Source organism: Uliginosibacterium sangjuense (assembly GCF_059132465.1).
Genome location: NZ_CP101132.1, coordinates 383,515 through 397,452 on the forward strand (window position 1 = coordinate 383,515; position 13,938 = coordinate 397,452).

10 protein-coding genes are annotated in these 13,938 nt (G+C 65.5%); 3 read left to right on the top strand and 7 right to left on the bottom strand.

Translation table 11 applies throughout. The annotated features are described in order from the left end of the window. Positions 1 to 38: 38 nt before the first annotated feature. From NMB43_RS01795 to NMB43_RS01820, 6 genes are all read right to left on the bottom strand, one after another. Positions 39 to 6,245 carry a hybrid sensor histidine kinase/response regulator gene (locus tag NMB43_RS01795; RefSeq protein ID WP_494350448.1) on the bottom strand — a complete coding sequence of 2,069 codons (6,207 nt, stop codon included), beginning with the start codon at positions 6,243 to 6,245 and terminating at the stop codon, positions 39 to 41. A gap of 94 nt (positions 6,246 to 6,339) precedes the next feature. Continuing rightward, positions 6,340 to 8,490: a methyl-accepting chemotaxis protein gene (locus NMB43_RS01800; protein ID WP_494350449.1), complete on the bottom strand. Its 2,151-nt coding sequence runs from the start codon at positions 8,488 to 8,490 to the stop codon at positions 6,340 to 6,342. 53 nt (positions 8,491 to 8,543) lie between these two features. Next, the gene (locus tag NMB43_RS01805) at positions 8,544 to 9,065 is read right to left on the bottom strand and encodes a chemotaxis protein CheW (protein ID WP_494350450.1); all 522 of its coding nucleotides are present in this window, start codon (positions 9,063 to 9,065) and stop codon (positions 8,544 to 8,546) included. A 24-nt stretch (positions 9,066 to 9,089) separates the two neighbouring features. Continuing rightward, positions 9,090 to 9,455: a response regulator transcription factor gene (locus NMB43_RS01810; RefSeq protein WP_494350451.1), complete on the bottom strand. Its 366-nt coding sequence runs from the start codon at positions 9,453 to 9,455 to the stop codon at positions 9,090 to 9,092. Between the two features lie 19 nt (positions 9,456 to 9,474). Then, positions 9,475 to 9,840, bottom strand: a complete 366-nt coding sequence (gene pilG, locus NMB43_RS01815) for a twitching motility response regulator PilG (protein WP_494352097.1) — start codon at positions 9,838 to 9,840, stop codon at positions 9,475 to 9,477. 172 nt (positions 9,841 to 10,012) lie between these two features. Further along, positions 10,013 to 10,165: a rubredoxin gene (locus tag NMB43_RS01820; RefSeq protein ID WP_494352098.1), complete on the bottom strand. Its 153-nt coding sequence runs from the start codon at positions 10,163 to 10,165 to the stop codon at positions 10,013 to 10,015. A 141-nt stretch (positions 10,166 to 10,306) separates the two neighbouring features. Here NMB43_RS01820 and thiD point away from each other — a divergent pair, with 141 nt between their 5' ends. Genes thiD through hemL form a run of 3 tightly spaced genes read left to right on the top strand, consistent with a single transcriptional unit; the run spans position 10,307 to position 13,042 of the window. After that, positions 10,307 to 11,131, top strand: coding sequence for a bifunctional hydroxymethylpyrimidine kinase/phosphomethylpyrimidine kinase (gene thiD / locus NMB43_RS01825; protein ID WP_494350452.1), 825 nt, complete (start codon positions 10,307 to 10,309; stop codon positions 11,129 to 11,131). A gap of 2 nt (positions 11,132 to 11,133) precedes the next feature. Further along, positions 11,134 to 11,745 carry a thiamine phosphate synthase gene (gene thiE / locus NMB43_RS01830; RefSeq protein WP_494350453.1) on the top strand — a complete coding sequence of 204 codons (612 nt, stop codon included), beginning with the start codon at positions 11,134 to 11,136 and terminating at the stop codon, positions 11,743 to 11,745. A 19-nt stretch (positions 11,746 to 11,764) separates the two neighbouring features. Next, a complete protein-coding gene (gene hemL, locus NMB43_RS01835; RefSeq protein ID WP_494350454.1) occupies positions 11,765 to 13,042 on the top strand; it encodes a glutamate-1-semialdehyde 2,1-aminomutase in 1,278 nt (425 codons plus the stop codon). Positions 13,043 to 13,139: 97 nt separating this feature from the next. Here hemL and mtgA read toward each other — a convergent pair whose 3' ends face one another. Next, a complete protein-coding gene (gene mtgA / locus NMB43_RS01840) occupies positions 13,140 to 13,832 on the bottom strand; it encodes a monofunctional biosynthetic peptidoglycan transglycosylase (protein ID WP_494350455.1) in 693 nt (230 codons plus the stop codon). Positions 13,833 to 13,938: the final 106 nt, after the last annotated feature.

The following is a 13,938-nucleotide window of genomic DNA, read 5'->3' on the forward strand; positions in this document are numbered from 1 at the left end:
TCACGCCCGGGGCGGGCGCGAGACAGGAAGGGTGGGACTCAGCGCTGCTGACGAACGAAGTCGGCGATCAGTTCGAGCAATTGCTCTTCCTGGTAAGGCTTGCCGAGGTAGTGATTGACGCCGATCTCGAACGCGTAGTTGCGGTGCTTGTCGGCCATGCGCGAGGTGATCATGATGATCGGGATGCTGCGCAGGCGCTCGTCGGCGCGAATGTTGCGGGCGAGGTCGAAACCGTCCATGCGGGGCATCTCGATATCGAGCAGCATCACATCCGGCTTCATGTCGACCAGTTGCTCCAGCGCATCCACGCCGTCCTTGGCGGTGACGACCTGGTAGCCCTCGCGCTCCAGCAGGCGGCTGGTGATCTTGCGCACGGTCAGCGAATCGTCGACCACCATGACCGTGGGCACGCGTTCTTCCTGCACCGCGGCGGCGTAGCGGGCATCGACCGCCAGTTCATCCTCGGCGGCGGAGCCGCGCGAGGCCAGTACCACCGGATTCAGGATCAGCGAGATCTCGCCGTCAGGCAGCACGGTTGCGCCAGTGAAGCCCTGCAGGCGCACGAACTGTGGCCCCGCGTTCTTGACGATGATTTCCTGGTTGCCACGCAACTCGTCGATCTGTAGCGCCAGCGTCTCGTTGCCGGCGCGCAGCAGCAGCACCCAGTGGAAGCGGCTCTGGATCGCCTGCGTCTCGCGGTCGCCCAGCAGGCGCGGCAGGTAGCGCAGCGGGTAGCGCTGCTCTTTCCACTCGGCGTAGCCTTGCGCGCGCATCGCTTCCAGTGCGGGCTCCTTGAGCTCCAGCGCCTGTTCCACCATGTTGGACGGAATCGCGTAGGTGCGTTCGGCGCTGCGCACCAGCAGGGCCTGGGTGACGGCCAGGGTGAGCGGCAGATGGATCAGGAAGCGCGTGCCCTGGCCCGGCGTGGTGCTGGTGTCGATGCGGCCACCGACCGACAGGGTTTCGTTCTTGACCACGTCCATGCCGACGCCGCGCCCGGCGATGCCGGAGATGGTCTCGGCGGTTGAGAAGCCGGGCTCGAAGATCAGTTGGGTGAGACGACCTTCGCTGGGCGATTCGTCGGCGCCGACCAGACCGACTGAGCGGCCGCGCGCGAGGATGCGCTCGAAGTTGAGACCACGCCCATCGTCCTGCATGTCCAGCGCGATTTCGTTGGACAGTTGGGTCAGGGTCAGGGTGATCTGGCCGATCTCGGCCTTGCCGGCGGCGACGCGGTCGGCGGGCATCTCGATGCCGTGGGCAATGGCGTTGCGCAGCAGATGCTCGATCGGCGCCACCATCTTGTCCAGCACGCCGCGGTCGATTTCGATGCGTCCGCCGCGGATGTCGAGGTTGGCGCGCTTGCCCAGTTCCTTGGCGGTCTGGCGCACGACGCGGTAGAGCCGTTCGGCGATGTCCTCGAAGGGCACCATGCGCACGCCCATCAGCGCCTGCTGCAGGTCGCGCGACAGGCGCCCCTGCGCATGCAGCGCAGCGTCAGCCGAATCGAGGTTGCGCAGCAGGTTCTGCTGGATGGTCGTCACGTCACCGACGGACTCGGCCATCATGCGCGTGATTTCCTGCAGGCGCGTGAAGCGGTCGAACTCCAGCGGGTCGAAGTTGGCGTGCTGCGATTCGGCCGCGGCGATGCGCGACTGCATCTGCGATTCGGCCGAGATTTCCACTTCGCGCAACTGGTTGCGCAGGCGGATCACGTTGTCGGTGAGGTCCAGCAGCGAGCGGCGCAGCGTGCGCATCTCCCCTTCGACGCGGGTGCGCGCGATGGAGATTTCGCCTGCCTCGTTGACGAAACGGTCGACCATGTCGGCGCGCACGCGCACCAGGGAGCGCACGGCCTGCAGGGCATCGTCTTCCACCAGCGCGAGCGGCTCGGGCTGTTGCAGCAGGATCGCCGGCGTCTGGCCAGGCTCGCGTTCGATCTGGGCGCCCAGCGCATCGGGCGTCGCGGCGACTTGTTCGAGCGCCGGCTGTTCCGCCGGGGTGGCCGCGGGGTTGCGCAGCAGCTCGATCATGGTGCCGATCTGGTCGAGACCATGCTCCAGCTCGTCGACCACGGCGGCATCGACCTGCTTGTGGCTGCTGGCCTGCTCCAGCCGAGTCTCGAGCCCGTGCACGAATTCGCCCAGACGCATGGCGCCCGCCATGCGGGCGCTGCCCTTGAGCGTGTGATAGACGCGGGCCAGCGCCTGGGCGGAGGCCTGGTCGGCCGGATCGGCCCTCATCTGGCGCAGGAGCACGCCGATTTCCTGGTTCAGCTCATCGGCTTCCTCGAAGAAGATCGGCAGCAGTTGCTCGTCCAGGTCGTCCTCAAGCTTGCTGCCCGTTTCCTCCGCTTCACCGATGGCTGAGTCGGGCAGGATCACCGCGACAGGCTCGGCTGGTGCCGCCATGCTCACGGCAGGGATGGGCTCATGCGGCCACAGGGCTTCGAGCTGGGCGACCAGGTCGGGTTCCGGCACCGGTTCCTGGCGTTCGGCGATGGCATCGACCATCTGCTCCAGGGCGTCCACGGTGCGGTACATCACCTCGGACTGCACCGTGTCCGGTGCCATCGCGAGTTCTTCAAAGCGGTGCAGGGCGTGCTCCAGCGCACGCGACAGCGCGAGGACCGGTTCCATGCGCGCAGTGCCGGAGATGCCCGCCAGGGTGTGGGCGGCACGGATCGCCGGGGCCTGCGGCACGTGCAGCGGGCTGCCGCGCAGGCGCAGTTGCTCCTCTTGCAGGCTGCCGATGTGCTGGCGGGCTTCGGCGAGATAAAGGTCGTACAGGGCGCGTGACAGCATGATGCTGCCGATGCTGACCTCGCTGTCGGCCGTGCCGACGTCGCTCTGCGCTTCGGCGCTTTCCCCGGTGGGTTCGGCTTCCGTGTCGGCGGGGGCGGGCTCGCTTGCCATTTCGGCGTGTGCCACGGCCAGCGGGGCGACGCCGCCCAGCATGCTCAGGTCCAGGACCGGCAGATCCTCGTCGCGGGTGTCGAGCTCGTCCTCAATGGAGACGACCTCCAGGCCTTCGTCCTTGCTGGCGGGGGCCGGCGGCTCGACGGGGCTCGCGGTGGGCTCGCTGGCGGCAAGTGCCTGCGGTTCGACGATGTCGGTCAGGACTGCGGGTTCGTCGGCGGATTCGTCCGGCTCGGCTGGCGCTTCCATGACAATGGGGGCTTCGCCGAGGTCGGTAGGTTCCTCTTCCTCTTGTTCTCCGCGCAGGTCGAAGTCCAGCGAGGTGGTGACCAGGTCGCCTGCAATTTCCTCGAGTCCGATGTCTTCTTCGTTGACCGTCTCGACCGCCTGCGGCGCAGCGGCTGGCTCGTCGTCGCCTCCCAGCTCAAAGTCCAGTCCGCCGGCGAACAGCGGGTCCCCATCCATCAGGGTGGCGGTGAGGTCGATCTCCTTGAGCTCGTCGGCTCCGCCGTCCAGGGCGGTCAACCCACCTTCCAGATGGGTGGCGTTGAGATCCAGCTCGGGCATCAGCGGGGCGGCGGAGATGTCCGGGGCGTCGGCCTCGAAGGCACGCAAGGCGTCGGCATCGAGGCGCGTGGCCTCCAGCGAGGAGAGGTATTCCGGCTCAGCGGGTGGCGTGCTCGGTGTACTCGGGAGGGCGTCGACCTCGGCCCCCTCCTCGACCTCGAAGGCGTCGAAGGCGAGCGAGGTGGCTTCCACGTCAACCACTTCCTCGTCGCCGGCGTCAAGGTCGAAATCAAGCTCATCCAGCGCTGCATCCTGCTCCTGGGGGGCGGGGCTGGCGAGGGCTTCTGCGGCCGCTGCGATTACGGGGGCGGCCGCGACCCCAAACCTAGGGATGGGCGGACTGTCCTCCCCTGGTGGCACGTCGAGCGAGGACAGCAAGGTCTGCGCCTGGGCGATCAGAGCACTGGCGTCGTACCACAGCGAACCGCCGGCTTCGAGCTGTTTGACCCAGGCCGTGAACACCATGATGCCGGTGTCGATCAGTGACAGGATCTCGCTGCTGGCGTCCTTCTCCAGTTGCAGCCAGCGATTCATCGCCATTTCGACGTGGCGGGCCGCCTCCGAGAAGTCCTGTAGGCCCACCATGCGGCTGGAGCCCTTGAGGGTGTGGAAGCCGCGACGCAGCGTGGTCAGCGCGTCCACATCGTGAGGGTTGCGCGCGGCTGCGTGGCGGCTTTCGCTCTGCGTCGCGACGACCTCGTTGGCTTCTTCGAGGAAGATTTCGAGTAGTTCTTTGTCCAGCTCTTCTGCGCTGGCCTGCATCAGCCGCGCAGCCTCTTCCGAGGGCTGTGGTGCCGCCGCCGGCACCACGCCGGCGAGGGCCACGTCCAGTTGTCCGGGCAGGATGTCGCCGCCGGCCTTGATGCTGGCGATAGCGTCCTTGGTCTGTTGCTCCAGCTCGCTGTTGGCGAGCAGGTGGGCGTCTTCGCGGATCGCTTCGAGGCTGCTCACCAGTTGCTGGCGCAGAGCATCGTTTTCCGGGGCGTCCTTGAGTGCTTCGGCGATGCTGTGCGTTTCGCGCGTCTCGCGTGCAAGCTGCGCTTCTACGGTCTCCGCGGAGGCGACGATTTCGGCTTCCGGCGCCTTCGCTTCCGGGTTGAGGAAGCGCTCAAGCTGCGCCGGTCCCCCCTTCAGCGCTTCGACATAGAAACCCAGTGCGGACAAGTTGTGGGCCAGGGTCTCGCAGGCTTCTTGCGGGGGAGCGTCGCTGCTGCCTGCCATGCCGGCAATTTCGGCGGCTGCGTTGCGCACCAACTGGGCGGCCGAGGCCTCGCCCAGCATCGAGAAGGCCCCTTCGATCTGCTTGAGCGGGCTGGACAAACCGGGCAGCGATTCACGCTGGGCCGCCGGGTTGCGGAAGAAGGCGTCCAGGGTCTGCTCGATCTGGCCCAGGTTGGTCAGAATCTCGCGTGCCAACTGGTTGAAGAACAGGCGTTCCTGCGCACGCTGGGAGGCTTCGCCGAACAAGCCGTCGTCCAGTGCGGGCGGCGGGTTGCCGTTCTGGCGAGCCGTGTAGATGGCGCACAGCAGGTCGACCTGGCGGGTCAGCAGATCCTGGTCGTAGGCCGGGGAGTCGGCAACCTGCTCCAACACAAGTAGCGCGGTGGCGACTTCCATCGCGAGTTCGTCGTTGTAGCGCAAGGGATCGCTACGCAGCCAGTCGGCCAAGGCCAGCATCGCGTCGAGCAGGCGGTCTACCGCCTGCAGCTTGAGCGGACGTGCCCGGTTGGTGAGCTCCTCCAGTTGTTCCTGGAAGACAGGCAGGGCGACTGCAGCGCCGGCGCAGAAGCGGTTCCAGGCTTCCTTCACGTGCTCAAGGGACTCACGCACGCGTAGCACGACCGGCTGGCGCAGCGTGTCGGACAGGGCTGCGTTGGCGCTGGAGGGCAACAGTTTTTCGAGCGCGTAAACCTTGCGTACAGCTTCCGCGTGCTCGCTCTGAATCTTGTGTGCGGCCACGAAGTACAGCACGTCGCGGACCAGGCGTTCGGCGACGATCTGCGAGCCTTCGATGAGGCGGCGCATCTGTGTGTCGATCCGGCGGCACAGGCGGTGGGCCTGGCGATCCGGCGCGATGGCGCGCTGGGCAAGGCCTTCAAAGTAGGCGATGGCCGCCCACCAGAACGCGCGTGTCGCGGGCAGGGCGGAAATTTGTTCGATGCGTCGTACGGCGGCCAGCATCTCGGTGGGACCGGTTGCCTCGGCTGGCTTGCGGATCCAGGCCAGCAGGCCTTTCTCGAAGCGGCCGCGCAACAGGCGCAACTCGTGCGCGGTACGCTCCGCCGACTGCGGTGCTGCCTGCTGCGCCAGCACCGGGCGTGCCGACAGGTCGGGGAAGAACAGCTCGGACTGAACGGGTTCCTCGCCACCGCGTGCGGTGACCAGTTCGCGGTAGACCGGGAACAGGCGCAGCGGTTGGTGTGTGGCGCCGGCCATCAACTCGTTGAGGTAGTTGGCCAGTACCGCGATGCCGCGCAGCACCAGGGTGATCTGCTCGGCAGGCGGGCTGGTTTCTTCCGCCACCTGGGCAGACAGCAACTTGTCGATGGCTTCCGCGAATTGCGCCACGCCATCCAGGCCGACCAGCGACAGCGCCCCGCTGGCCTGGTGCATGTGCCCTTGGGCGAAGCGCAGGGGTTCGCGTGATTCCTGATTGCGCTGGAATTCCTCCAGGCTTTCGCGCGCGCGATTCAGCGTCGCGTCGATCTCAGATTTGACCCAGGACAGCGGTCCGATATCAAAGTCGTTCGTCGGGCTCATTCATTGCCTCTGCAGGACTCACCACCGGTAGGCACCACAGGGTGCGAAGTAGGGCGGGGTCGGTTCGACATGTGCTATGCAGGCTGTGCTGGGGTCAGACCTTGAAGCCGGACACCGAGCCCTTCAGTTCTACCGCGAGGTCGGCCAACTGACCGATCGACACCGCAGACTGCTGCGTGCCGCGCGTCGTGGCTTCGTTGATGGCGAGAATGCCGCGCATCGACTCGGCCACATCAGTCGCCACCGAAGCCTGGCGCTGCGTGTCGGCCGAGATCTTCTCGACCAGCGTGGCCATTTCCACCGACACGTCGCCGATCTCGGACAGTGCCTGACCGGCCGCGTCGGACAGCTTGGCTCCCTCCACCACGCCCCGCGTCGAGTTTTCCATGGCGGCCACGGCGTCTTGTGTGTCGGTCTGAATCGTCTTCACGATCGCCGCGATCTGCTTCGTCGCTTCCGCCGAGCGTTCGGCGAGGCGCTGCACTTCTTCCGCAACCACCGTGAAACCGCGCCCGGCTTCACCCGCCGATGCTGCCTGAATGGCAGCGTTCAGGGCCAGCACGTTCGTCTGCTCGGTAATGTCGGAGATCAGTTCCACGATTTCACCGATCTCCTGCGAGGATTCGCCGAGGCGCTTGATCCGCTTGGAGGTCTCCTGGATCTGCTCGCGGATTTCGTTCATGCCCTTGATCGAGTCCTGCACCGCGTCGGCGCCCTTGCGCGCGGCTTCCAGCGAACGGCGGGCCACCTGCGCGGTCTGCAGCGCGTTGGTCGATACCGCGTTCATCTGGCGGGCCATTTCCTGCACCTGCGAGCCGGCCTGCTGAATTTCGCGCGACTGGCGTTCCGATGCGTCAAGCAGTTCGCCCGATACACGCTGGGCGGATTCGGTGGCCTGCGTCACCCGGCTGGCGGCGTCGTTGATTCGTCGCACCAGCACCGAGAGTTCTTCAATCGTGTAGTTCACCGAGTCGGCGATGGCGCCCGTCACGTCTTCCGTCACCGTGGCGCGGATCGTCAAGTCACCATCCGCCAAGTCGCCCATTTCGTTCATCAGGCGCAAGATGGCCTGCTGGGTGGCGTTCTTGTCTGCTTCCGCCGAGGCGCGCTGGCTTTCGGCCTCCTCCCGTCGGGCCGCGATATCGTCGCCGTAGGTCCAGGCCAACAGGGCCAGCGTGATCAGGGACAGCAGGGCGAACACGATGATCGCGCCAATCAGGGCGCTGAAGCCGGTATAGGCGTTCTTGTAAGCCTGGGACAGTTGGTCGGTGGCCGTCAGCAGCGAGGTCGAGTTCTGGAAGATCTGGGCGCCGGCGCGTTTGGCTTGCACCAGCAGTTGCACGTTGCTCAAGATCCCGCCCACGGCCAGCAGGTGGCGGGTCGAGTATTTCTTCAGGCCCTCCAGCTTTTCCTGCATGTCGGCGTCGCCGGTCTTGGCGCTGATTTCCTCGATCAGCTCACCGAAGGTGTTGGAGTCCTTGCCGAGCAGGAACACTTCTTCCGGCTCCACCGCCTCGGCGGCCAGCAGCGCGTTGGCGTTCTTCGCCATGCGCTGGGTCAGCATCACGATCTGGTTGGCGGTTGCGATGTCGGCGGCGGGTGCGTTGCGTTGCAGCTTGGAGGCTGCCACCTGTTCCGCGAAGTCCAGCAACTGCGCATTGTTGTTGTTGATGTTGGCCACGGCGGTGCCAAGGCGGGTGATGTTCACCTGTTGGCTGGCAAGCTGGGTGGCGTCCTTGTTCACCTTTTCCCAGATGTCCTGCACTTCCTTGAGCTGGGTGTTGACCACGCCGGGGCTGGCCGGCACCGCGGTGCCGTCAACCTCGCCCCCTTGGCTGACTGCAGCGAGCAGACTGGCGAATCGTTCGCGCGACTCCTTCAGTTCGGAGAAGCCCGTGCGGCCGCCGGTCACGGCCAACTGAGCGGCCTTGGCGAGCTGCTGTGATTGGGTACCCATCTGGCTGGCCGCCGACACGAAGGCGGTGCCGCGGCTGGCGTTGCGAATCTGGAAGTAGGTCAGCGTCACCGCGACGGCGGTGAACACGCCGAAGGCGATACCCAGAATCTTGAGCTGCTCGGACACCGGCTTGCTGCCCAGCCAGGGCAGCTTGCGCCGGATCTTGGTGACCGAGAACTGCGAGCCTTCCATGACGGTGGCGTTGTCCATGATGGTGCTGTCAGTACCCTCAGGCATTACCGTCGTATTGCCCGTCGGGGACTTGCGACCGAATAGTTTCAGTGCCATGCGAAGACTCCAGGTGCAGACTTATCGTTTGTCAGTGCGGTTATTGTGCGGTGTCAGCGGTAGTCGGCCGCCGCATCCAGAAAGCGGGCATCCGCCAGCAAGGGGCGGACCACCAGTTTTTTCCATTGTCGTCCCTGCGTGTCACGCACGGCGCCAGCGACCCACGGCCGGTTGTCGATGTATTCGTCGTCCGACTCGAAGTCCTCAGGGTTGCGCAGGCCCAGCGCGCGCGATACCAGCAGCGCGGTGTTCAGGCCGTGGCGCGTGCCGATCAGCATCATGCGCGAATCCGCGTTGAGCGTGGTGACGCCCTCGCCGCAGAAGGCAGCGAGGTCGACCACGCTGTAGAGATTGCCGCGCACGTTGGTCAATCCGCGGAACCAGTGATGCGTCAGCGGGACGGGAGTGAGTTGCGGTGCAGCAATGATTTCACCCGCGTCGGTGAGGTCGACCAGCCAGTTGTCGCTGCCGGCGTTGACGGCCAGCAGGGCGGCGCGGCGGCCCGAGCTCTTGATTTCCGTGAGCCGTTTGGTCAGATCCTGCTGGAACTCGCGCAGACTGATTCGTTTCGCCATGGTGTGCGGGCTCCGCTTCGTCGTTCAGCCGATTGCCTGGATTTTCTTCATCAGCTCATCGTGATTGAGCGGCTTCGTCATGTAGTCGAAGGCCCCCTGGCGCATGCCCCAGATCTTGTCGGTCTCCTGATCCTTGCTGGTCGTCATGATGACCGGGATGTGGCGTGTGGCTTCGTCGCGCGAGATGGTGCGGGTGGCCTGATAGCCATTGATGCCGGGCATGACTACGTCCATAAGGATCAGGTCGGGTTGCTCGGCCTTGGCCTTGACGACCCCGTCCTCGCCATTTTCGGCGGTGACCACGGTGAACCCCTGTTTGGCCAGGAACTCGCTCAATGCAAAGCGTTCCGTCGGCGAATCGTCGACAACCAGGATCTTCTTGATAGGCATGATGTGTGACCTCTTGCGGCTACTTCTGGGTACGGGCGGCGATATGGGCAGAGACGGCCTTGAGCAGGCTGTCCTTGGTGAAGGGTTTGGTCAGGTACTCGTCGGAGCCAACCATGCGGCCGCGCGCGCGATCGAACAGGCCGTCCTTGGACGACAGCATGATCACGGGGGTGGCGGCGAAACGGGGATTCTTCTTGATCAGTGCGCAGGTCTGGTAGCCATCCAGGCGCGGCATCATGATGTCGACAAAGATCAGGTCAGGCAGATGGTCGGCAATCTTCGACAGGGCGTCGAAGCCGTCTTCGGCCAGCAAGACCTGGTAGCCGGCCTGAGCGAGGAAAATTTCTGCACTGCGGCGAATCGTGTTGCTGTCATCGATCACCATTACTTTGACGTTGGAGACGTCGAGTGCTTCGGCCACGCAGTACTCCTGTTCTCAATATCCGATCCGGATTCCTGCCCGCTTCCGGACTCCATTCCTGACAGCCTGACGTCACCCCGGTATCACGACTGCCGCTGCATTATGCAGTAACGTCAAGTTGCGTCCATGTCTTAACTCAGATTTCGACGAGTTCGAAATCTTCCTTGCGCGCTCCGCATTCGGGACAGGTCCAGTTGAGCGGGACGTCCTCCCAGCGGGTGCCCGGGGGCAGTCCCTCGTCCGGGCTGCCCACTGCTTCGTCGTAGATCCAGCCGCAGGTCAGGCACATCCAGGTCTTGAACTGGGCGGTCGCGCTATCGCTCATGGGAGCAGGCTTTTCAGTTAAACTGCGGCCGATCTTAGCGCATTTTTCCGATGCGCTTCACCGCCCACGGCGACGTCAGCGTTTACCCCTGCATACGCAAATTTCATGAATCTGCCAGTTTCTTCGGCCGCGCCGCCGGTCGTGCTGACGTTTGCAGCGTCCGACCCGACCGGTGGTGGGGGACTCCAGGCTGACCTGCTGACCATTGCGGCCTTGGGCGCATATCCCTTATCCGTGCTCACCACGCTCGCCTTGCAGGATTCGGCGAGCATTCATGACATCCAGGCCGTGGATGACGATTGGGTGGTCGATCAAGCGCGTGTGTTGCTGGAGGATGTGCGGGTCGATGTGTTCAAGCTCGGCGCGCTGGGCAGCGTGGAGAACGTGGCCGCGGTGGCCGAGGTGATCGCTGACTATCCGGACGTGCCGGTGGTGTACGACCCGGTGATCGTGGCGTCCAGCGGTGACCCCTTGGCCGACGAAGAGATGCTGGCGGCGATGACCGAGTTGCTGCTTCCCCTGACCACCATCCTCACGCCGAACGGCATGGAGGCGCGCCGACTGGCGCAGGAAGAGGCGGAAGAGGACGGCGACGGGGAAGATTTGCCCTTGGCCGATTGCGCCCGCCATCTGATCGAACTGGGCGCTGATCATGTGCTGGTGACGGGGGCGCACGAGGCGACCGCCAAGGTACTGAACACTTTGTACGACGTGCATGGCGTGGTGCGCACCGATTCCTGGGAGCGCCTGCCGGGTAGCTTCCTTGGCGCCGGCAGCACGCTGGCGTCGGCCATCGCGGTGATGCTGGCGCGCGGCATGCCGATGCAGGAGGCGGTGCGGGCGGCGCAGGAGTACACCTGGAACACGCTGGCCCATGCCCTGCGCATCGGCATGGGGCAGAGCATTCCCAACCGCTTCTATTCGCGCTGAACATGCGCCGCGGTCTCTACCTCGTCACGCCGGACTGGAATGACACGCCGCGCCTGCTGGCGGCCACCGAGGCGGCCCTGCGTGGCGGTGCCGTGTGGGTGCAGTACCGCAACAAGGCGGCTGACGCGCCCCTGCGCCTGGCGCAGGCCCGCGCACTGCGCGACCTGACCCAAGACTTCGATGCCTGCCTGATCGTTAACGATGAGCTGGATCTGGCCCGCCAGTGCGCGGCTGACGGGGTGCATCTGGGGCGCGAGGATGGCGAACTCGCGGCAGCGCGTGCGGCGATGGGGCCGGATTTCATCATCGGCGCTTCCTGCTACAACGAGTTTGCACGCGCCCAGCAGGCGGCTGCGGCGGGTGCGAGCTATGTCGCGTTTGGTGCGATGTATCCCTCGCCCACCAAGCCGCAGGCCGTGGCCGCCGACCCAGCGCTGATCCGTCGCGCCAAAGCCGAGTTGGGGCTGCCGGTCGCCTGCATCGGCGGCATCACGGCCGACAACGCGGCGCCCTTGGTGGCGGCCGGGGCCGACTGGCTGGCTGTCATCACCGATATCTATGCGGCAGACGATGCATGCGCGCAGGCGGCGCGCTTCGCTGCCCTGTACGCCTGATCTTCCGGAGAGCGCTTCCATGAGTCGCAACGAAACCCTGTTCGCCCGGGCACAGCAGACCATTCCCGGCGGCGTCAATTCACCGGTACGTGCCTTCCGTTCGGTCGGCGGTACGCCGCGCTTCCTGGCGCGCGCCCAAGGTGCCCATGTGTGGGATGCCGACGGCAAGCAGTACGTGGACTACGTGGGCTCCTGGGGCCCGGCCATCCTGGGCCATGCCCACCCCGAGGTCGTGCGGGCGGTGCAGGACGCGGCAGCGCTGGGCCTGTCCTTTGGCGCACCGACCGAAGCCGAGGTCGAGATGGCCGAGTTGCTGACGCAACTGGTGCCCAGTATGGAGATGGTGCGCCTGGTGTCCTCCGGCACCGAGGCGACGATGAGCGCAATCCGCCTGGCGCGCGGGTTCACCGGGCGTGATGCCATCGTCAAGTTCGAGGGTTGCTATCACGGCCACGCCGACAGCTTGCTGGTCAAGGCTGGCTCTGGCTTGCTGACCTTCGGTAACCCGTCCTCGGGTGGGGTGCCAGCGGACTTCGCCAAGCACACCATCGTGCTCGACTTCAACGACCAGGCGAAGCTGGAAGAACTGTTCGCGGCGCGCGGCCAGGAGATCGCCGCCGTCATCATCGAGCCGGTGGCCGGCAACATGAACCTGGTGCGCCCCTCGCAGGCCTATATGGATGCCTTGCGTGCGCTGTGTACACAATACGGCGCGGTGCTGATCTTCGACGAGGTCATGACCGGCTTCCGCGTCGGCCTGCGCGGCGCGCAAGGCCTGTACGGCATCACCCCGGACCTGACCACGTTGGGCAAGATCATCGGTGGCGGCATGCCGGTCGGGGCCTTCGGCGGCCGCCGCGACATCATGCAGAAGATCGCGCCGCTGGGCGCGGTGTACCAGGCGGGTACGCTGTCTGGCAGTCCGGTGGCGGTGGCGGCGGGCCTGGCCACGCTGCGCCTGATCCGTGAGCCGGGCTTCTACGAGGGCGTAGTGGCGCGTACGCAGCAATTGGTGGATGGCTTCAATCGGGTGGCCAAGGACGCCGGTGTCGCGATGTGCGCGCAGTCTGTCGGCGCCATGTTCGGCGTTTATTTCAGCCAGGCCTTGCCGCACAGCTTTGCCGACGTGATGGCTTCGGATCGCGAGCGCTTCAACCGCTTCTTCCACGCCATGCTGGAAGCCGGCCACTACCTGGCGCCCTCGGCCTTCGAGGCGGGTTTCGTGTCGGCGGCGCACACCGAGGCGGATATTGCGGCGACCATTGCGGCCGCGCGGGTGGCATTGACGGGGACTTGAGTTGGGCGGAACTCCGAAGGAGGTTCCGCCATGTGCCTTCGATGAGGATCACGAGCCGCCCGACGGCGGCCGGTGGAACCTCCTTCGGAGTTCCACCCTACGGGATTTCGCTGTAGCGCATGCGTCCCTGAATGCGCGCAGCGTGTGCGGCCAGGCGTGGCGAGTAGTTCTTCTCGTACTTGCGCGGGTTCGGCAGCATGACGGCCAGGCGCGCGGCCTGGTCGGTCGAGAGCTGGGCGGCGGAAACACCGAAATACCGGCGCGCTGCGGCCTCGGCACCGAACACGCCATTGCCCCATTCCACCACGTTCAGATACACCTCCAGGATGCGCTGTTTGTCCCACAGCGTCTCGATCATCAGCGTGATGACCGCTTCCTCGGCCTTGCGGAGATAGCTGCGCGAGGGGCTCAGGAACAGGTTCTTGGCCAGTTGCTGGCTGATCGTGGAGCCGCCGGCGACGGCCCGGCCCTTCTTCTGGTTCTTCTCGATGGCTTTCTGGATGCCTTCCCAGTCGAAGCCTTCATGGTCGACGAACTTGTCGTCCTCCGCCGCGATGACCGCGCGCTTCAGGTTGGCCGAGATTTTTTCGTAGGGCACCCACTGGTAGCGCAACTGGGCCTTCGGGTCCTTGTCGCGCAGTTCCTCAAGGCGGATCTCCATGAAGCTGGTCGAGCCGGGAGCGTTCCAGTTCCACCACAACAACTGGGCGAGCAGCCACAGATGCCAGGCCAGCACCAGCAGGACCAGGGCCAGCAGGGCATTGCGGGTGTAGCGGAAGGCGGTCTTCATGGCGTGGCGGGGTGTGCAGCAACGGGGCGGCAGCATCGCAGAGGCGTGCCCGGCGGGCAAGTGCCTGCAACTTTGTGACCGGCGGCGCTCTCCAATCGGGGCTGCG

What these genes read in the sequence shown, in the direction of transcription:
- NMB43_RS01795 (WP_494350448.1), bottom strand. Translation starts at nt 6,245, where the DNA reads ATGAGCCCGACGAACGACTTTGATATCGGACCGCTGTCCTGGGTCAAA.
- NMB43_RS01800 (WP_494350449.1), bottom strand. Translation starts at nt 8,490, where the DNA reads ATGGCACTGAAACTATTCGGTCGCAAGTCCCCGACGGGCAATACGACG.
- NMB43_RS01805 (WP_494350450.1), bottom strand. Translation starts at nt 9,065, where the DNA reads ATGGCGAAACGAATCAGTCTGCGCGAGTTCCAGCAGGATCTGACCAAA.
- NMB43_RS01810 (WP_494350451.1), bottom strand. Translation starts at nt 9,455, where the DNA reads ATGCCTATCAAGAAGATCCTGGTTGTCGACGATTCGCCGACGGAACGC.
- pilG (WP_494352097.1), bottom strand. Translation starts at nt 9,840, where the DNA reads ATGGTGATCGATGACAGCAACACGATTCGCCGCAGTGCAGAAATTTTC.
- NMB43_RS01820 (WP_494352098.1), bottom strand. Translation starts at nt 10,165, where the DNA reads ATGTGCCTGACCTGCGGCTGGATCTACGACGAAGCAGTGGGCAGCCCG.
- thiD (WP_494350452.1), top strand. Translation starts at nt 10,307, where the DNA reads ATGAATCTGCCAGTTTCTTCGGCCGCGCCGCCGGTCGTGCTGACGTTT.
- thiE (WP_494350453.1), top strand. Translation starts at nt 11,134, where the DNA reads ATGCGCCGCGGTCTCTACCTCGTCACGCCGGACTGGAATGACACGCCG.
- hemL (WP_494350454.1), top strand. Translation starts at nt 11,765, where the DNA reads ATGAGTCGCAACGAAACCCTGTTCGCCCGGGCACAGCAGACCATTCCC.
- mtgA (WP_494350455.1), bottom strand. Translation starts at nt 13,832, where the DNA reads ATGAAGACCGCCTTCCGCTACACCCGCAATGCCCTGCTGGCCCTGGTC.